The sequence below is a fragment of the Rhodanobacter sp. MP7CTX1 genome (genome assembly GCF_014205795.1).
Taxonomy (GTDB): Bacteria; Pseudomonadota; Gammaproteobacteria; order Xanthomonadales; family Rhodanobacteraceae; genus Rhodanobacter.
Genome location: NZ_JACHCN010000006.1, coordinates 169,026 through 185,626, shown reverse-complemented (window position 1 = coordinate 185,626; position 16,601 = coordinate 169,026). Strand labels below are relative to the sequence as shown.

The 16,601-nt window shown below is 62.6% G+C and carries 16 protein-coding genes; 14 read left to right on the top strand and 2 right to left on the bottom strand.

All coding sequences use genetic code 11. The annotated features are described in order from the left end of the window. Window positions 1-12: 12 nt before the first annotated feature. Window positions 13-1,044, bottom strand: a complete 1,032-nt coding sequence (locus HDE77_RS10235; RefSeq protein ID WP_184417269.1) for a class 1 fructose-bisphosphatase — start codon at window positions 1,042-1,044, stop codon at window positions 13-15. A gap of 188 nt (window positions 1,045-1,232) precedes the next feature. Between HDE77_RS10235 and HDE77_RS10230 the strand changes: the two genes are divergently transcribed. The 9 genes from HDE77_RS10230 (at window position 1,233) to HDE77_RS10190 (ending at window position 9,519) form a co-directional block, all read left to right on the top strand. Continuing rightward, entirely contained in the window at window positions 1,233-1,850 is a 618-nt protein-coding gene (locus HDE77_RS10230) for a DJ-1/PfpI family protein (protein ID WP_184417213.1), read from the top strand. 10 nt (window positions 1,851-1,860) lie between these two features. Beyond that, the gene (locus HDE77_RS10225; protein WP_221444216.1) at window positions 1,861-2,598 is read left to right on the top strand and encodes a hypothetical protein; all 738 of its coding nucleotides are present in this window, start codon (window positions 1,861-1,863) and stop codon (window positions 2,596-2,598) included. Then, window positions 2,595-3,419: an NIPSNAP family protein gene (locus HDE77_RS10220; protein ID WP_184417212.1), complete on the top strand. Its 825-nt coding sequence runs from the start codon at window positions 2,595-2,597 to the stop codon at window positions 3,417-3,419. The genes HDE77_RS10225 and HDE77_RS10220 overlap by 4 nt, the downstream gene beginning before the upstream one ends. Then, window positions 3,416-3,820, top strand: coding sequence for a GFA family protein (locus HDE77_RS10215; RefSeq protein ID WP_184417211.1), 405 nt, complete (start codon window positions 3,416-3,418; stop codon window positions 3,818-3,820). The genes HDE77_RS10220 and HDE77_RS10215 overlap by 4 nt, the downstream gene beginning before the upstream one ends. Before the next feature lie 28 nt (window positions 3,821-3,848). Further along, complete coding sequence (locus HDE77_RS10210; RefSeq protein WP_184417210.1) at window positions 3,849-4,487, top strand: glutathione S-transferase family protein; 639 nt, start codon at window positions 3,849-3,851, stop codon at window positions 4,485-4,487. 167 nt (window positions 4,488-4,654) lie between these two features. Next, on the top strand, window positions 4,655-5,359 hold the full coding sequence (locus tag HDE77_RS10205; RefSeq protein ID WP_184417209.1) for a YafY family protein: 705 nt from the start codon (window positions 4,655-4,657) through the stop codon (window positions 5,357-5,359). A gap of 91 nt (window positions 5,360-5,450) precedes the next feature. After that, complete coding sequence (locus HDE77_RS10200) at window positions 5,451-6,065, top strand: ParB-like protein (protein WP_184417208.1); 615 nt, start codon at window positions 5,451-5,453, stop codon at window positions 6,063-6,065. Further along, window positions 6,062-7,726 (top strand): SulP family inorganic anion transporter, encoded by a 1,665-nt coding sequence (locus tag HDE77_RS10195; protein WP_184417207.1) that lies wholly within the window; start codon window positions 6,062-6,064, stop codon window positions 7,724-7,726. Before HDE77_RS10200 ends, HDE77_RS10195 begins: the two co-directional genes overlap by 4 nt. Window positions 7,727-7,782: 56 nt before the next feature. Continuing rightward, window positions 7,783-9,519: a DUF885 family protein gene (locus tag HDE77_RS10190; RefSeq protein ID WP_255482648.1), complete on the top strand. Its 1,737-nt coding sequence runs from the start codon at window positions 7,783-7,785 to the stop codon at window positions 9,517-9,519. 40 nt (window positions 9,520-9,559) lie between these two features. Here the strand turns inward: HDE77_RS10190 and HDE77_RS10185 are convergent, their stop codons facing one another. Continuing rightward, window positions 9,560-10,102, bottom strand: a complete 543-nt coding sequence (locus HDE77_RS10185) for an ATPase (protein WP_184417206.1) — start codon at window positions 10,100-10,102, stop codon at window positions 9,560-9,562. Between the two features lie 119 nt (window positions 10,103-10,221). Here HDE77_RS10185 and HDE77_RS10180 point away from each other — a divergent pair, with 119 nt between their 5' ends. The 5 genes from HDE77_RS10180 to HDE77_RS10160 all read left to right on the top strand — a co-directional run bounded on the left by HDE77_RS10180 (window position 10,222) and on the right by HDE77_RS10160 (window position 16,410). Further along, complete coding sequence (locus tag HDE77_RS10180; RefSeq protein WP_184417205.1) at window positions 10,222-10,614, top strand: MbcA/ParS/Xre antitoxin family protein; 393 nt, start codon at window positions 10,222-10,224, stop codon at window positions 10,612-10,614. Between the two features lie 126 nt (window positions 10,615-10,740). Then, complete coding sequence (locus tag HDE77_RS10175; RefSeq protein ID WP_184417204.1) at window positions 10,741-11,442, top strand: RES family NAD+ phosphorylase; 702 nt, start codon at window positions 10,741-10,743, stop codon at window positions 11,440-11,442. Between the two features lie 170 nt (window positions 11,443-11,612). Then, window positions 11,613-12,524: an SPFH domain-containing protein gene (locus HDE77_RS10170; RefSeq protein ID WP_184417203.1), complete on the top strand. Its 912-nt coding sequence runs from the start codon at window positions 11,613-11,615 to the stop codon at window positions 12,522-12,524. Window positions 12,525-12,803: 279 nt separating this feature from the next. Next, on the top strand, window positions 12,804-13,850 hold the full coding sequence (locus HDE77_RS10165; RefSeq protein ID WP_184417202.1) for a helix-turn-helix domain-containing protein: 1,047 nt from the start codon (window positions 12,804-12,806) through the stop codon (window positions 13,848-13,850). A gap of 748 nt (window positions 13,851-14,598) precedes the next feature. Continuing rightward, the gene (locus tag HDE77_RS10160; protein WP_184417201.1) at window positions 14,599-16,410 is read left to right on the top strand and encodes a protease pro-enzyme activation domain-containing protein; all 1,812 of its coding nucleotides are present in this window, start codon (window positions 14,599-14,601) and stop codon (window positions 16,408-16,410) included. The last annotated feature ends 191 nt before the right edge of the window (window positions 16,411-16,601 follow it).

The window sequence follows — 16,601 nt, the reverse complement described above, 5'->3', positions numbered from 1 at the left end:
GGAGCAAATAGATCAGCCCTGCGCGCCGTCGGCTTCCAGGTGGTAGTGGGTGGCGATCTCCACTTCCTTCTTCGAGCCGAGGAATACCGGCACGCGCTGGTGCAGCCTGGACGGCTGGATGTCCATGATGCGTTCGCGTCCGGTGGTTGCCGCACCGCCGGCCTGTTCGATGATGAACGCCATCGGATTGGCTTCGTACATCAGACGCAACTTGCCGCCCTGCTGCAGGATCTTCGCGTCCAGCGGGTAATAGAACACGCCGCCGCGGGTCACGATGCGGTGCACGTCGGCGACCATCGAGGCGACCCAGCGCATGTTGAAGTCCTTGCCGCGAGGACCGGTCGTGCCGGCCAGCAGCTCGCCCACATAGCGCTGCATCGGAGCCTGCCAGTGGCGCTGGTTCGACATGTTGATGGCGAACTCGGTCGCTTCCTCGGGAATGCGGATACCGCGCCGACTCAGCATGAAGCTGCCGACTTCGCGCTCCAGCGTGAACTCGTGGGTGCCGTGGCCAAACGTGAGTACCAGCACGGTGGCCGGGCCGTAGACCACGTAGCCGGCGGCCAGCTGCTCGGTGCCCGGCTGCAGAAAATGCTCGGCCTTGGGCTCGGTGACATCGTCCGGGCAACGCAGGACCGAGAAGATCGTGCCGACCGAGATGTTCACGTCGATGTTCGAGCTGCCGTCCAGCGGATCGAACAACAGCAGGTGGTTGCCCTTCGGATAGCCGTCGGGAATCTGCTGCGGGTCTTCCATTTCCTCCGAGGCGCAGGCGGCGAGATGGCCGCCCCAGGCATTCGCCTCGAGCAGGATTTCGTTGGATATCACGTCCAGCTTTTTCTGCGCCTCGCCCTGGATATTCATGCTGAGCACGTCGTCGCTGCCGGCCATCCCCAGCACGCCGCCGAGCGCACCCTTGTTGGTAGCCACCGCGATGCGCTTGCAGGCGCGCGCGACCACTTCGATCAGCAGCGAAAGCTCGGCATTGATATGGCCGGCGCGGCGTTCCTCGATCAGGAACTGGATTAGCGAGATGGGCTTGATGGCGGGCTTCATGATGGGTCCGAGACAGATGAATGGCGCATTGTCCCGACTCCAGCTGAACCGCGCCAGCTGTGTAGGGGCAGAAGCCCGGACACCGCCCCGAAATAGCCGCGACACCGCCCACTGCTGACAGCACGTTGGCAGCAGGGGCTGCGCATGCTGTACCTCACATAGCGGAGGGATACGACATGCGCGATACGGTTTACTTCCTGGTTTTTGACGGCTTTGCCGACTGGCAGGCCGCGCTGGCGCTATGCGAGATCCGGCGCCCGGGCGAATGGCGGGTGCAGGCCGTGGGCTTTTCGATGGCGCCGGTGGTGTCGATGGGCGGCCTCACGGTGCAGCCCGATCTGCAGCTGGCACAGATCGACTTCGCCACTGCCGCGTTTCTGATCGTGCCCGGTGGTCACCTGTGGCTGCGTGGTGAGGGCGAGCCAGCGGTGGCGGCGATTCGCCAGTTGCATGCGACGGGTACACCGGTGGCTGGCATCGACAGTGGCGTGCTGGCGCTGGCGCGCGCCGGCCTGCTCGACGATTGCCGCCATACCGGCAACTGGCGCGGCCAGATCGATAGCCAGGTGCCTGGCTATATCGGCACCGCGCACTACGAGCCCGGCGAGTTGGCGGTGAGTGACGGCGGCACGATCACCGCCAGTCACCTGGGCAGCGTGGAGTTCGCGCGTGAGGTGATCCACACCTTGAATTTGTATGGCCCGAGCGATCGCGAGCACTGGTTCCGGCTCTACAAACACGCGATTCCACCGCCGTTTTTAGTCGGCGAGAGCGCAACGCTCGCAACGGCCTGAGGAGGTCAGCATGAATCGCTTGATCCATCGCGTCGTGCACGCCTACCAGCCGCTGTATCACCGTGGCCGGCTGCTGGATGGCCAGTACCGACTGCCGCATGGTTCGCTTGAGGGTGAGCGTTGCGGCAATGAGGCAACCGCCAACAGGAACCTCAACCATCCACGTCGGCGCGTGTTGATCGCCGCCTTGGCTGCCGCCGCGATCGGCCTCATCGCCCGCTTTGACGTCGCCGTCGCCGAGCCCACCACAGGAATGCCCGTGAGCAAGCCCGCACCGCATGAACCCTCGCACGATTTCGACTTCTTCTTCGGCCGCTGGAAGGTGCACAACCGCCGTCTGAAGGAGCGCCTCGCCGGCAGTGCCGAGTGGGAAGAGTTCGACGCCTTGCAGGAGTGCCGGCCGATCCTCGGCGGCATGGGCAACCAGGACGAGTTTGTCACCGACGCGTTCGGCGACAGCCATTTCATCGGCATGACGATGCGCCTGTTTGATCCGAACACGCGCGCGTGGAGCATTTACTGGGTCGACAACCAGCGGGTGGCGCTGGAGCCACCGGTGCTGGGTCGTTTCGAGCACGGCGTGGGAACGTTCTATGGGCGCGACGAATTCAAGGGCAGGCCAATCCTCGTGCGTTTCCTATGGACGGCCGACGCCGAGCACCCGCGTTGGGAGCAGGCGTTCTCGACCAATAACGGCCATAGCTGGGAGGTCAACTGGGTGATGACCATGCAGCGGTTGACCGCATGAATGCGACCGTCGCAACCGCAGCCTGCGCGGCAAGTTTTTGCCCGATCGTGGAGCTGCGCCAGTACACACTGCATCCCGGTAAGCGCAACATCCTGATCGAGTTGTTCGAACGTGAATTTGTCGAGACACAAGAGGCCGTAGGCATGACGCTGATCGGTCAGTTCCGCGATCTGGACGATCCGGATCGTTTCGTCTGGCTGCGCGGCTTTGCCGACATGCCATCGCGCGCGCTGGCGTTGGCCGCGTTTTACGGTGGCCCGGCATGGCAGACGCATCGCGACGCGGCAAACGCCACGATGATCGATTCCGACAATGTGCTGCTGCTTAGGCCGCTCGACGTGCCGACGGGTTTTATCTCCGATGCGAACAACCGGCATTCGCACGGTTCTCACGACATCGACGAAGAGCTGGTGGTGATCACGCTCTGGTATGGCGCGGCGCCAGCCATCGAAGGTTTCGCGAACTACTTTGCCAGGCAAATCGCGCCGTTGCTTGCCGAATGCGCTGCTCCGCTCGCCGCCAGCTTCGTCACCGAATACAGCAGCAACAGTTTTCCAGCGCTGCCGGTCCGTGAAGGCGAGCATGTCCTCGTCGGCGTGGCATGTTTTGCGGACCACCCGGCCTACGCACGTCATGTTGCCGCGTTGACGCACTCGATAGCTTGGCGGGTGACGCTAGCCGAGGCACTGACGCGCTTTCTCGTACGACCGCCGGAAACGCTGCGCTTGGCACCGACGGCGCGCTCGCTGCTGCGCGGTTCATATCGACGGACGCATTTGCCAAGCCTGTCCACCAACGTGTCCACCGGAGACGTTTTATGACCAAGACCTATCTCGGCAGTTGCCATTGCGGTGCGGTTCGCCTGGAAGCGATCATCGACCTGGCCGCCGTTAGCGACAGATGCAATTGCTCGATCTGCAGCAAGACCAGGCAGTGGGGCGCGATCGTGAAGCCGCAAGCGTTCCGTCTGCTGGCAGGTGAGGGCGAGCTTTCCGATGTCCAGTTCGGCTCAAACAGCATGCATCACCTGTTTTGCCGACACTGCGGCGTGCGCCCGTTCGGGCGCGACCATCTCGATGTACTTGGCGGAGAGTTCTACAGTGTGAACCTGGCCTGCCTCGATGACGTCGAACCAGCAGCGCTGATCGAAGCACCGGTGCATTACGCCGACGGTCGCCAGAACAACTGGCGGTCGCCGCCCGCCGAGACGCGGCATCTTTAGTTTGCGCAGAGCTTGCGAGGAGACACCCATGGACACGTCCACGAAACCGAAAGTCACGTTTTTCCACGCCCCGCAAAGCCGCTCCGGCGGCACCCGGGCCCTGCTCGAAGAGCTCGGTGTCGACTATGACCTGCACGTGCTCAACTTCAAGACCGGCGAGCAACGCCAGAGCGCGTATCTGGCGATCAATCCGATGGGCAAGGTGCCGGCGATCCGCCATGGCGATGCGTTGATCACCGAGCAGCCGGCGGTGTTCATGTATCTGGCCGATCTGTATCCCGAGGCGAAGCTGGCGCCACCGATCGGCGACCCGCTGCGTGGGCCGTACCTGCGCTGGCTGGTGTTCTACGGTTCCTGCTTTGAGCCGGCCTTGATCGACAGATCGATGAAGCGGGAAGCGGCGGCCTCGTCCACGTGCCCTTATGGCGATTTCGACACCATGCTGAAGACGCTGACCGATCAGTTGGAAAAGGGGCCATACCTGCTGGGCGACACGTTCAGCGCGGCTGACGTCCTGTGGGGCAGCGCACTCAACTGGACAACCATGTTCAAGCTGGTGCCGGAGCTGCCGGTGATCCGCGCCTACATCGATCGCGTGATCACGCGACCGGCCATGCAGCGGGCCGCGGAGAAGGATGCCGAACTCGCGGCGTCGCAGGCCGCGTAACCGACACAGCGGCGAGATTCGGTGAAAGCCATGAGCTATCGCGCATCAGATTCCCGCCACCTCCGCGGTGAAATCGGTGCAGCAACGATCGTGGGCGACGTTGCAAGGCGAGCAAGCCGTGACGAACGGCGCTGGTCGTCACGGCCCGTCTCGGCGATGATGCCGCGATGCGCCGCGCTGACCGACTGTTCCTCATCATCCACGCCCTGCGCGGCCGTCGCACCGCGCTGCAGGCCCGCCAGCTGGCCGAGACGCTGGGGGTTTCCCTGCGCACGGTCTATCGCGACGTGTCCGACCTGCAGCTGTCCGGCGTGCCGATCGAGGGCGAGGCCGGGGTTGGCTACGTACTGCGCAAGGGTTCGGACATCCCGCCGCTGATGTTCAGTGCTGACGAACTTGAAGCTCTGGTGGTCGGCACGCGCTTCGTGCGCGCGTTTGCCGGGACCAAGTTGGCCGAAAGCGCGCAGACCGCGTTGATGAAGATCGAGGCGGTACTGCCCCCGGAACTGCGCGAACGTTCGGCACGCACTCGTATCTATGCGCCAATCTGGCGCGACGAATACAAACTCGCGTTTGCCGCCCGGATCGATCGGCTGCATGCGGCGATCGAGACGCGCCAAGTATTGCGGCTGGCCTATCGCGACGAGGGCGGCAACATCAGCACGCGCGAGGTTGAGCCGTTGTGCCTGGCGTTTTGGGGCGGTAAGTGGACGCTTGGCACGTGGTGCCGGTTGCGCGAGAATTTTCGTAATTTCCGACCCGACCGCATCGACGAAGTCGCCGAAACCGGCGAGCTGTTCGATGAACTGGCGGGCCGTAATCTGGACGCCTATCTGCGGGCGATGCGCGGCTATTACGCGGGCATGGAATAGCCGTACAGCGCGACATTGCGCGTTGTACGGTCCCATCGCCGCTCAGGCTCGGGTACGCTCGACCACACCGAAACTGTCTAAGGGTCGAGCCATGTCGTCTGGTGTTCCTCATCCGCTGCTGTCGATCGCCCCGGCCAAGCTGCGACCGACCCAGTTCACCGTGGGCAAGACCGAAGTCGCCGCCAAGCGTTCAGAGTGGGAAAAGCTCGGCCGCAAGAAGCGTCGGGAACTGCTCTCGGCACACTGCTTTCCCGGCGTGCTGGGGCCGAAGCAAAGGGTCTACATCGTCGACCGTCACCACCTCGGTCTCGCGCTGCTGGAGGAGGGCGTGAAAACCGTGCCGGTGGTCATTCAGCGCGACTTTTCCTGGCTGGAGCCACCGGTGTTCTGGCGCACGATGGAATTCAATCGCTGGGCACATCCGTATGACCAGCACGGCAATCGCATCGATTACGACACGATGCCGGTCGGCCTTGCCGAGATGGTCGATGACCCCTATCGCACGCTTGCGGCGCGAGTGCGCATGGTGGGTGGTTTCGCCAAGGACGCGATTCCATACGCGGAATTTCCATGGGCGGACTTTTATCGCCGCCATCTCAAGCTATCAGGCGGCAAGATCAGTGCAAAGGTCATGCAGCAGGCGCTGTTGTTGGCGCACAGCCATGACACGGCCTACCTGCCGGGCTGGAGCGGGACGAGCGAATGAGCGCGAGCCCGGCCACCACGGTTACCCAGGGTTCCACCCTTGGCGTCGACGTGCTCGCCGGGGTGTCGATCGCCGGTCTGCTGCTGCCTGAGGCGGTGGCGTATTCGGGCATCGCCGGGCTGCCACCGCAGGCCGGTGTCATGGCACTGCTCGCCGGCCTGGTCTGCTATGGACTGCTTGGCCGCAGTCGCTACGCGATTGTCTCGGCCACCTCTTCCTCGGCCGCGGTACTTGCCGCCGGCACGCTCGCGCTGGCCGGTCCGGATGGCGCAGCACGTGCGGTGGTGGCGGCGACCCTGGTGCTGTTTACCGGCGGCTGTTTTCTACTGGCCGGCGCGGCGCGTCTCGGCGGATTGTCGAATCTGATCGCGCGACCGGTGCTGCGCGGTTTCACGTTCGGGCTGGCCTGCGTGATCGCGCTGAAGCAGCTGCCGAACCTCATCGGATTGCCGCCCTTGCGCGGCGACTTCGTGCCCTTGTTGTTACTGCGTGTGCTGAAGTCTGCCGGTGACGTTCAGCCAGCCACCATGGGCGCCGGTGTGGTCGCTTTGCTTCTGCTCTTCCTCAGTGAGCGGGTGCGCCGTTTGCCGGGTAGCCTGTTGGTGATTGTGCTGGGTGTGCTGGCCTCGGGCTGGTTGGCGCAGCACGGTGTGACGCTGACCGGCGCGATCAATCTCACGCCGGCATGGGCGCTGCCGACATGGCCGTCCAGCGGACAGTGGCTGCCCAGCATGGAGCTGGCGGCGGCGTTGCTGCTGGTGCTGTATGCAGAGTCGTACGGTGCGATCCGCGCGTTCGCGCTGAAGCACGGCGACCCGGTGAGTGCGAACCGTGACCTGCTGGTGCTCGGCGTGGCCAATGTGGTCTCCGGCCTTTTGCACGGCATGCCGCTGGGCGCGGGCTATTCGGGTACTTCAGCGAACGAGGCGGCCGGAGCCCGCTCGCGGCTGGCTGGGCTGGTCGCCGCCGCCAGCGTGCTGCTGATGGTCTTGCTGCTGCTGCGCTGGATCGAACGGATACCCGAGCCGGTGCTGGCGGCAATCGTGATCCACGCGGTAAGCAAGTCGTGGCGACTGGCGGTGTTCAAGCCGTACCTGCAATGGAAGCGCGACCGGCTGGTGGCGTTGGCCGCGGTACTCGCCGTGCTCTCGATCGGCATTCTCAACGGCCTGCTGGTGGCGATCGCCTTCAGCTTGGCCATGTTGCTGCGCCAGCTCGCCACGCCGCGCATCAGCGTGCTTGGCCAGCTGGGTGGCAGCCATGATTTTGTGGACATCGCCGAACATCCGCGCGCCCATGTGTTGGCCGGCATGCTGATCCTGCGACCGGAGGAGCCGCTGTTCTTTGCCAACGCGGAGTCGATCCTGACGCTCGCGCGCCAGCGGGTCCAGGAGCATGGCGGAACCCAGGTGGTCGTGCTTAGCCTGGAGGAGTCATCCGATCTGGACAGCACCGCGCTTGAGTCCCTGGCGGAGTTCGCCACGTGGTTGTCTGCTCGTGGCATCACGCTGCGTGTGGCACGATTGAAGGATGCCGTGCGCGCGTTGCTGCAGCGCGTGGCACTACCCGAGTTGCCGTCGTCGGCATTGAATTTCTGGAGCGTGGAGGACGCCGCCATGGCCTCCAGCAAAACACCATTGGCAAGAGGATCCGCGGAGTGAACAAAGTAATGAATAGCGCGGTGGTGAGAAGCGCGTGGCTGGGCTTGGCTGCACTGATGCTGGTGACTCCGGCGTGGGCAGCGCAGGACGCGGATGCGCGTTTCAAGCAGCTATACACCACCGAATGGGCGTGGCGCACGGGTCAGGCCGGCGTCAGCGCATCGGGCGAGTCGCAGCCAAACAATGGCCGGCTCGACGACGTCGATGCAGCCAGCCAGCAGCAACGGCTGGACTATTGGCAACGCGTTTTGAAACAGCTTGGCGACATCGATGTGGCACAGCTGTCGCCGGCCAACCGCGTCAACTACGCCGTCTATCGCGAACAAATTGCGAATTTCGTGGCCGACCAGCGCTTCAAGAACTGGCAGATGCCGTTCAACAGCGATTCGGCGTTCTGGTCGGATGTCGGCGACAACCTGGGTGATCAGCCGCGCACCGCGGACGACTATAAAAAATACCTGGATCACCTCAAGCAGATCCCGTCCTATATCGATCAGCAGATTGCGAACATGCGCGCCGGTCTCCAGCGCGGTTTCAGCGTTCCGCGTGCGGTGCTCGCGGGGCGCGATGTCTCGATCGCCGCCGTTGCCGATTTGAAGGATCCGACCCAGAGCGACTTCTACGCGCCATTCAAGCAGCTGCCCGCGTCAATTCCGGCCGATCAGGCACAGGCGTTTCAGGGTCAGGCCCTGCAACGCATTCGTGACGACGTGATTCCGGCCTATGCAAAGTTGCTGACGTTCTTCCGCAATGAATACGTGCCGCAGGCGCGCACCACGCTGGCCGCCGAAGCGCTACCGGATGGCAAGGCCTATTACCGCCAGCAGATTCTCGAATACACCACGCTGGACATGAGCCCCGACGCGATTCACCAGATCGGCCTCGACCAGGTGACGAAGATCCACGCGCAAATGCTGGACACGATGAAGCAGACCGGCTTCAAGGGCAGCTTCCCCGAGTTCCTGCAGTTCCTGCGCAGCGATCCGCAGTTCTACGCGAAGACGCCGGACGAGTTGCTGATGCGTAGCGCATGGGTGGCCAAGCAAGTGGATGGCCAGCTGTCGAAGATGTTCGGTCATCTGCCGCGCGAGCGCTTCACGATCGTGCCGGTATCCGCCGACATCGCGCCGTACTACACCTCCGGTCGCGGCGGTCCGGACGTCTATCTGGTCAACACCTACGACCTGCCGTCGCGGCCGTTGTACAACATGCCCGCGCTGACTTTGCATGAGTCCTATCCCGGCCATGCTTTGCAGCTCGAGCTGGCCGAAGAGGATCACAGCCAGCCCGCGTTCCGCCGCAATGGCTATATCTCCGCTTACGGCGAAGGCTGGGGCCTTTATTCGGAATACCTCGGCAACGAGATGGGCATCTACCAGACGCCCTATCAGCACTTCGGCTTTCTCACTTACCAGATGTGGCGCGCCTGCCGACTGGTGGTCGATACCGGCATCCACCATCTGGGCTGGACGCGCCAACAGGCGATCGATTTTCTAACCGTAAATACGGCGCTGTCCTCGCGCGAGATCGCCAACGAAGTGGATCGCTACATCAGCTGGCCGGGGCAGGCACTGTCCTATGAACTGGGCTATCTGAAGATCCTGGACCTGCGCGCCAAGGCGGAAAAAGCGCTCGGACCGAAGTTCGACGTCCGCCACTTCCACGACACTGTGTTGTCCACGGGCTCGGTGCCGCTGCCGGTACTGGAACAGCGCATCGACCGCTTCATTGCCGAGGGTGGTCCGGAGCCGGACTTCGGTTCCGATGGTGCAAAGGACGGCAACGCGCCATAGCCCGCGATGTCCGGGTCAGCGTGGTGAAATACCGATCGGCTCAGGGCTTGGCGGCGTCCGCCTTGCCGGTTTCGGCATAACGCTGCAGCCGATCGAGTTGTTGCATCAGTACCGAGTCCACGCCAGCGGCGAGCTTGTCCAGGCCGCTGGCGCTGGCTCCATTCACCCGGTACTCGAAGCTCAGTGTGCTGCCGTCGCCGGCCGACTTCAGGGTGAACGTCATCACGCCCTGCACGGCCATCCCTTGCAGCGGCCCAAGGCCGCCCTGCAAACGCAGCTGGTGATCCTTGATCGCCCCCAATACCTGCATGTGCTGCACGCTGTTGTCGTTCCATCGCTCGCAGAAGCATCCGCCCGCTTCGGCCTTCAGGCTGAGATTCGCCGCGTTTCCCGACCAGGTGTGCTCGCTGTCCCACCAATGGGCTACCTCGGACAGTGCTGCGTAAGCCTTGGTGGGAGTGACGTGCAACACCCGGCTGTCCTGGATCAACAAACTGTCGGAGGCGGCCTGCTTCACCGCGGCCTGGCTGAGCGCAGGCGCTATAGCGAGCAGGACGAATACCACGAAGGTTGGCACGCGCATGGCAATGGCTCCCTGGTTGGAGGCGCCTTTTTACCACGCCAACACGGCGCTCGCCTGATTTGATTAATAACTACACATATGGAGTAGAATTGCATTTGACTTCATAAGGAGAGTTTCGTATGTCGGCCCACCCGCTGCCCGAAACCACTCCCGCCCAGGCACTGGGTGGCCCCGCACTGCGCGCCTTCTTCCAGTTGGCCGAACACTGGAAGCTGCGCATCGCCGACCAGCGCAAGCTGCTCGGTGATCCGCCGGAATCGACCTTCTACAAGTGGAAGCGTCAGCAGGACGGCCTGCCTGGTCGCGACACCATCGAGCGGATCAGCTACCTGCTTGGCATCTGGAAGGCGTTGCAGATCCTGTTCCCTGATCCGCCGCAGGCCGACGCGTGGCTGCACAAGCCGAATCAGGCATCGCTGTTTGGCGGTCAATCCGCACTGGAACGCATGCTGTCGGGCAACGTCGCCGACCTGTACGTGGTGCGCCAGTATCTGGACGCGCAGCGCGGCTGAACGGCGCTGGCCAAAACCGTCGCAGTCCGCGACACAGGCCTTTGCGATCATCATTGACGGGCACTTGTAGGAGCGCACCCTGTGCGCGATGCCTTCAGTGCGGAGCCCGAGTTCACCGGAGACCCGATGCCGACCGCTCTACCACCGCTCAAACGCATCCGCTGGAACCAGGTCTATCGCATTGTGCCGAGCCGGTTTCCGCCGGTGGGCGTGTTCGACCGGATTGCCAGCCCGGCAGATCTCGATGCCGTCTTTGCGATCGAGGCGCTGACCAACCCGCGTCTGCGCGAAGAGGCCGGCGCACTGAAACTGGTGCCGAAGGAACGCCGCATCAGCGGCCCCGGCTCGACGCCGGTGATGGCCGCGTTTACCCATCTCAACCCGGCGGGCAGTCGTTTTTCCGACGGCAGCTGGGGGGTGTTCTATGCCGCGCACAACGTCGCCACGGCGGTAGAAGAAACCGTGTATCACCGTGAACAATTCCTCGCCGCCACTGCCGAGCCGGCATGCGAAATCGAAATGCGCTGCTACCGCAGCAGTGTCGACGGCAAGTTGCATGATCTGCGCGGCGGTTGGCCTGCGGCGCACGACCCGGACAGCTATGTAGCCAGCGTCGCGCTCGCCCGCGACCTGCGCGCCGCCGGCTCCAGCGGCATCGTCTATGACAGCGTCCGCCATGTCGGGGGCGAATGCCTCGCCGCGTTCTACCCCGACGTGGTCGCCCCCTGCGTGCAGGCACAGCACCTGATCTACCGCTGGGACGGCATGCGCATCGCGCAGGTGCTGGAAGTAAGCGAGCTCAAGCGGCCGAAGCCGGACAAAACCTAGCGCGAAGTCATGCCCTCCGACTTCAGGGGAGTTCCGCCGGAGACGTCCTCCGGAATGTTGCCCGACCAGGGGGCGGGTCAACAAAGCACAAACTCTGCATCTAGACTGATGTCTGTATCCGATCCAAACCAACCCCAACCGCCGCAACCCATCTCTGGAATAGAGCACACATGAAAAATTTCCCACTGGGCGGAGCCACTGGCCTCCCTGGAAGCCTGTCCGTCTGGAAGATCGCCGTCCCCGTTGCCATTGTTGTCCTGCTTCTGAACAGCGTCTTCGTGATTTCGCCGAGTGACGAAGCAGGCACGCGCTGGCTTGGTGGCACGCCGATGACGGCGGCGCCGCTCACTACGGGGATGCACTTCAAGGTTCCATTCTTCGAGGATGTCGACCGCATCCAGACGAGTCGTTCCGTCTATACGCTCAATGCTTTGGACGTCTATACCAATGACAATCAAAAGGTCACCATCGACGTCAGCATCATCTACCAGATTCCCAGCGCGGCGGTGATGAACCTGCTTTATCACGTAGGACGAGCTGGCAACTTCGACATCGACGCCACGATTCTTCCGGTCGTAAGGGATCGCGCACTGGCCGCGTTTGCCCAGTACAACACGCTGACCATCTCCGATCAGCGCTCGCAGATCACGGCCCAGATGAGGAAGGATGTCAGCGAGGCGCTGCGGCGACTGTTCAACGTAGAGACGATTGACGTGCAGTTGACCGGCATCCACTACTCGCCGGTGTTCGATCAGTCGATCGAAGAGGCCGTACGCGCCAAGAATCTCGCCGTCCAGGCCGAGAACACGGTGGCCCAAAAGAAATTCGAGGGGCAGCAGAAGACCGTGACGGCATCGGCCGAAGCGCAGGCCGCGGTGGAACGCGCCAACGGCGAAGCACAGGCCATCGTGCTGCAGGCGGATGCGCAAGCAAAGGCCATCGCGTCCGTCGGCAACGCCCTCAAGACCAACCCGGATTACGTGCACTTCTACGGGATGCAGCGCTGGAACGGCATCTTGCCCCAGGTCGTGGGAGCTGGATCCATACCGATGATCGACCTGCACAGCGGAGAGGCCAAGTAGTCACGGTGTCGACGCCACGATGCGCCGTGGGCGACCTGCATCGCTCACGGCCGCCTCTTGGGCGGGCTGACGTGACGAGGCATCACGTCAGCTTGCGAGGCGCGTCAGGCTTTCATTCGAGGCACGGCGCGCCCGCGCTTGCTACTCTGGGGAAGATCATGAAGCGTGGTCGCGAACACGATGCCATCCGAAATATTCAGCCGGAACGAGTGGCCTGTCGGATAGACGCCTGAGCCAAAATCAGTCCGCCTCGGGAAATCCGACGTGCGAGGAGATGCAATGAACACACTTCGCGCAGGAGCCCAATCACCAAGGCCATTGGAAGTACTGGGCATTGACGAGATGGAGGAGAGCACCTACAGCGCTCTTCTATCCCACCGGTTGGCGACCACGGAAGATATCGCCAGCCTGCTTTCCCTGTCACCGCGCAAAGCGCAGCGGCTACTCGACAGCATCGAGTCCAAGGGGCTGGCATCCCACTCGCCCGAGCGGCCGCGCCGATACATCGCTGCCTCGCCGGAGCTCGCCATCGAGGCGCTGGCCAGTCAGCGCCAAGCTGATATCGAACGTGCGCGTTCGATAATCCCGGTGCTGAAGAAGCAGATCTCAAGCTCGCACGACACTCAAGAAAGCGAGCAACTGGTTGAGCTCATCACCAGCCGCGCTGCGCTGGGGCAGATTGTGGTGCAGATGCTGCAGACGGTTCAGAGCGAAATTGTCGGTTTCCAGCGCGCACCTACGCTGCAGATCCAGGGATTTCCCTACGAAATGCCACCGGATCTGCGCATACGAACGATTTCGGATGCAGGCTATCTGGCGTTGCCGGGCGCGTTGAATTCATTGCGTCAAGACATCAAAAAGGGTGAAGAGGCGCGCGTTTCCCCAACCTTGCCGATCAAGATGATGATAGTCGATCGGCGTGTGGGCCTTATTCCGTTGAATGTCGAAGATCAGGGCGGGCCCGTCATGTTGGTGCGCTCTTCCTCACTGCTTGACGCACTCTATGCGCTCTTCGAGCTCACCTGGGAGCGCTCGACGCCGATCGTATTTACGCAAACCGGCGAGTTGAAAACCGGAACGCCCGACTCGCGATTGTCGGATGCTGCCGAGCAGGTGATACCGCTGTTGGCTGCGGGACTCAACGACAAAGCGATTGCCTATGAGGCCGGAATGTCCACCACGACGCTCAATCGTCGCATCGGCGAACTCATGAAGAGTTTCGGCACGCGTACGCGATTCCAGTTGGGTTGGCGCGCAGCGATGGATGCATTTCCGCAGCAACCCGCCGCAAGCACGCGAAGCAAAAAGACGCCCAAGGGCGGCTGAAGCTACCGCGATACTGTGTTTTGGTGCTCACCCATCGCACACATCTACATAATGAACGATTGGTTGATTTCTCCCAAGAGAGAGATCAACCAGTGTTTTCTATTGATACGTCCCCTGCTCGCGCCGATACTCGATCGCAATAGGGAAGGCGACTGATTGATGTCGACTGCATGAAGAGTCGATGACGAAGTCAGCGCTGCAGCGATCTGCTGCAAGGTTGGACACGTTTCCATCGTTGCGCAAACGCAACTACAAAAAGTAGGTCGCTCCAAATAGAGCACGCCAAGTAGAGCAAGCTGCTGTGGCCACGGCTGGCCGCAGTTCTCACCTGCTACATGATGTACGTCCGGCCGACTACCGCCGATGCCCGGACGCTCGATTGCAACGCCCGTTACCCTGATCGTCGTCAGCACCTTTGATTGACGTAGCAGCGGTCACTCTCTGTAGCGATCTTGGTAGCTTCGCGATCCATTGCTGTTCCAGAGTCCTGTTGCCATCGTTGTTTGCCGATAAATTCTGTCGCCCGCGGCGATAGCAACGCTCGACTCAAGATCACCTGTCCTCACCGACATTACTCCCGACGCACTACAGCAACGGGGCTTGGCCGTGCGCGCTTGTTGCTGCATGGGGCACGGACGCCAACGCTCGGCGATTCAACAAAACCATCCTCGCCTTTGGGCATCACTAACCCTGTGTGGATCAAATGAAACTCACGACGCTTCGCAACTCTCCCGTTCCCGCGCTGGCCATGACCATATCGCTTGCGCTCGCTGCGGCCGCGGTCATGTCCGCGCAAGCCAGCACCGTCCTCCCCGCTAGTGCGGGCGTCGCGGTGGCCAGCAGCACCACCCTGCACCCCGGCGATGCCTTTACGGGCGTGCTTGCGCACACGCAGCCCATGCACATCGTGGTCGCGCTGAAAGTGCGCAACAGCGACGAGCTTGATGCGCTTGTTGTGGCGCACCAGACGCTGACACCGGCACGGTTCTCGTCGGAGCACGCGCCGACGCAGGCGCAAGCCCAGGCGGTTGCGACTTATCTGACCCAGACGGGTTTCACCAACGTCGTGATCTCACCCAATCATCTGCTGGTGTCGGCAGACGGCACGGCCGCCACCGCGCAGGCAGCCTTCCAGACGTCGTTCGCGCGAGTGCAGACGAAGGACGGTCGACAGGCTTTCGCCAACAATAGCGATGCTCACGTGCCCGCTGCGTTGCAGGACAGTGTGCTGTCGGTGATCGGCCTGCAAAATGCCTATGTGGCACATACTTTCGCGCAGCGTGCGCAGGCGAAAACCAGCGCCAGCGCCGCTAGCGTCGCACCGCATGACCCGACGCAATTCTCGTCGATCTATGGCGGTAGCGGTGTGCCGACCGCCGCGGGCGTCACCGTCGGCATTATTACCGAAGGCGACATGACTCAATCGGTCGCCGATCTGAACACTTTCACTGCCAACAACAGCCTGGCGACGGTCAATACCCAAGTGATCTACGTTGGCGCGGACAGCGGTGACACCAGCGGTAACGACGAATGGAGCATCGATACCCAGGACATCATCGGCGCTAGCGGTGGCCAGGTGGGTCAGCTCATCCTCTACGTCGCGCCTAGTTTGACCGACGCTGATTTGCTGGCTGACTTCAATGCGGCAGTAACGGCCAACGTGGCCAAGGTCATCAACGTCTCGATCGGCGGCTGCGAAACCGACACGAAGAACGACGGGACGGCAGCCGCGTCGGATCAGATCTTCGAGCTCGCTGTCGCGCAAGGTCAGACCTTCTCGATCGCCACCGGTGACCGGGGCGCTGACGAATGTCAAAACGGCGGCACCACGCCCAGCTGGCCTGCCGACTCGCCGTATGTGGTCGCCGTTGGCGGCACCACGCTCGATGCGTCGACGACAACCTGGAGCAGTGAAACCGTTTGGGTCGATGCCGGCGGCAGCCCGAGTACCTTCGAACCGAAGCCGAGCTGGCAGAACGCACTCGTTCCTGGCACCAAGCGTGGCCTGCCTGATATTGCGATGGACGCCGATCCGAATTCGGGTGCAGAGGTTTACGTCAATGGCGGCCTTGAGCAATGGGGCGGAACCAGCCTGGCTTCCCCGATCTTCGTCGGCCTTTGGGCACGCATGATCGCGGTCAAAGGCACCTCCATCGGTTTCGCCGCACCTCTGTTGTACCAGCTGCCAGCGGCGGACTTCCACGACATTACGGTAGGCAACAACGGCGGTGAAGTGGCCAAGGTGGGTTACGACTTCGCGAGCGGTCGTGGCAGCGTGATTCTCGGCGCCTTGGCCAGCCAGATCGGCGTGCCTAGCCCGCTGGTCGCCAACTTCAGCGAGACCGCCGCCGGGCTGGTGGCCAAATTCACCGACACCTCTACCGATAGCGCCGGCACCATCACTTCGCACGTGTGGAATTTCGGCGACGGCGGCGCGCCGACCACCGCCATCAATACCAGCCATCTCTATCCCAAAGCGGGCGCCTACACCGTCTCCGAGACGGTAACCGACACCGCCGGCTATGTGATCGCCAAGACCACATCGGTGACGATCAAGTAGCAACTATCGCGGTTCGTCGCCTCGAGCGCGACGAGCCGCAGACCTGACATGCGGGACGACCGACAACCCTTCGCTCCGCCAAGCGCGGACATGCGAGTGAGTTCGGGCTTCTCCCCGAAACCTGACGTTTCGCACGAAGCATCTGAAGACAAACGACATGGCGATCCCGCAAGCCGGGGCACGCTATCACC

Excerpts from the sequence above, each read along its gene's own strand:
- HDE77_RS10175 (WP_184417204.1), top strand. The coding sequence starts at position 10,741 with ATGCCGACCGCTCTACCACCGCTCAAACGCATCCGCTGGAACCAGGTC.
- HDE77_RS10220 (WP_184417212.1), top strand. The coding sequence starts at position 2,595 with ATGAATGCGACCGTCGCAACCGCAGCCTGCGCGGCAAGTTTTTGCCCG.
- HDE77_RS10215 (WP_184417211.1), top strand. The coding sequence starts at position 3,416 with ATGACCAAGACCTATCTCGGCAGTTGCCATTGCGGTGCGGTTCGCCTG.
- HDE77_RS10170 (WP_184417203.1), top strand. The coding sequence starts at position 11,613 with ATGAAAAATTTCCCACTGGGCGGAGCCACTGGCCTCCCTGGAAGCCTG.
- HDE77_RS10225 (WP_221444216.1), top strand. The coding sequence starts at position 1,861 with ATGAATCGCTTGATCCATCGCGTCGTGCACGCCTACCAGCCGCTGTAT.
- HDE77_RS10200 (WP_184417208.1), top strand. The coding sequence starts at position 5,451 with ATGTCGTCTGGTGTTCCTCATCCGCTGCTGTCGATCGCCCCGGCCAAG.
- HDE77_RS10205 (WP_184417209.1), top strand. The coding sequence starts at position 4,655 with ATGCGCCGCGCTGACCGACTGTTCCTCATCATCCACGCCCTGCGCGGC.
- HDE77_RS10165 (WP_184417202.1), top strand. The coding sequence starts at position 12,804 with ATGAACACACTTCGCGCAGGAGCCCAATCACCAAGGCCATTGGAAGTA.
- HDE77_RS10160 (WP_184417201.1), top strand. The coding sequence starts at position 14,599 with ATGACCATATCGCTTGCGCTCGCTGCGGCCGCGGTCATGTCCGCGCAA.
- HDE77_RS10230 (WP_184417213.1), top strand. The coding sequence starts at position 1,233 with ATGCGCGATACGGTTTACTTCCTGGTTTTTGACGGCTTTGCCGACTGG.
- HDE77_RS10210 (WP_184417210.1), top strand. The coding sequence starts at position 3,849 with ATGGACACGTCCACGAAACCGAAAGTCACGTTTTTCCACGCCCCGCAA.
- HDE77_RS10195 (WP_184417207.1), top strand. The coding sequence starts at position 6,062 with ATGAGCGCGAGCCCGGCCACCACGGTTACCCAGGGTTCCACCCTTGGC.
- HDE77_RS10180 (WP_184417205.1), top strand. The coding sequence starts at position 10,222 with ATGTCGGCCCACCCGCTGCCCGAAACCACTCCCGCCCAGGCACTGGGT.
- HDE77_RS10190 (WP_255482648.1), top strand. The coding sequence starts at position 7,783 with ATGCTGGTGACTCCGGCGTGGGCAGCGCAGGACGCGGATGCGCGTTTC.
- HDE77_RS10185 (WP_184417206.1), bottom strand. The coding sequence starts at position 10,102 with ATGCGCGTGCCAACCTTCGTGGTATTCGTCCTGCTCGCTATAGCGCCT.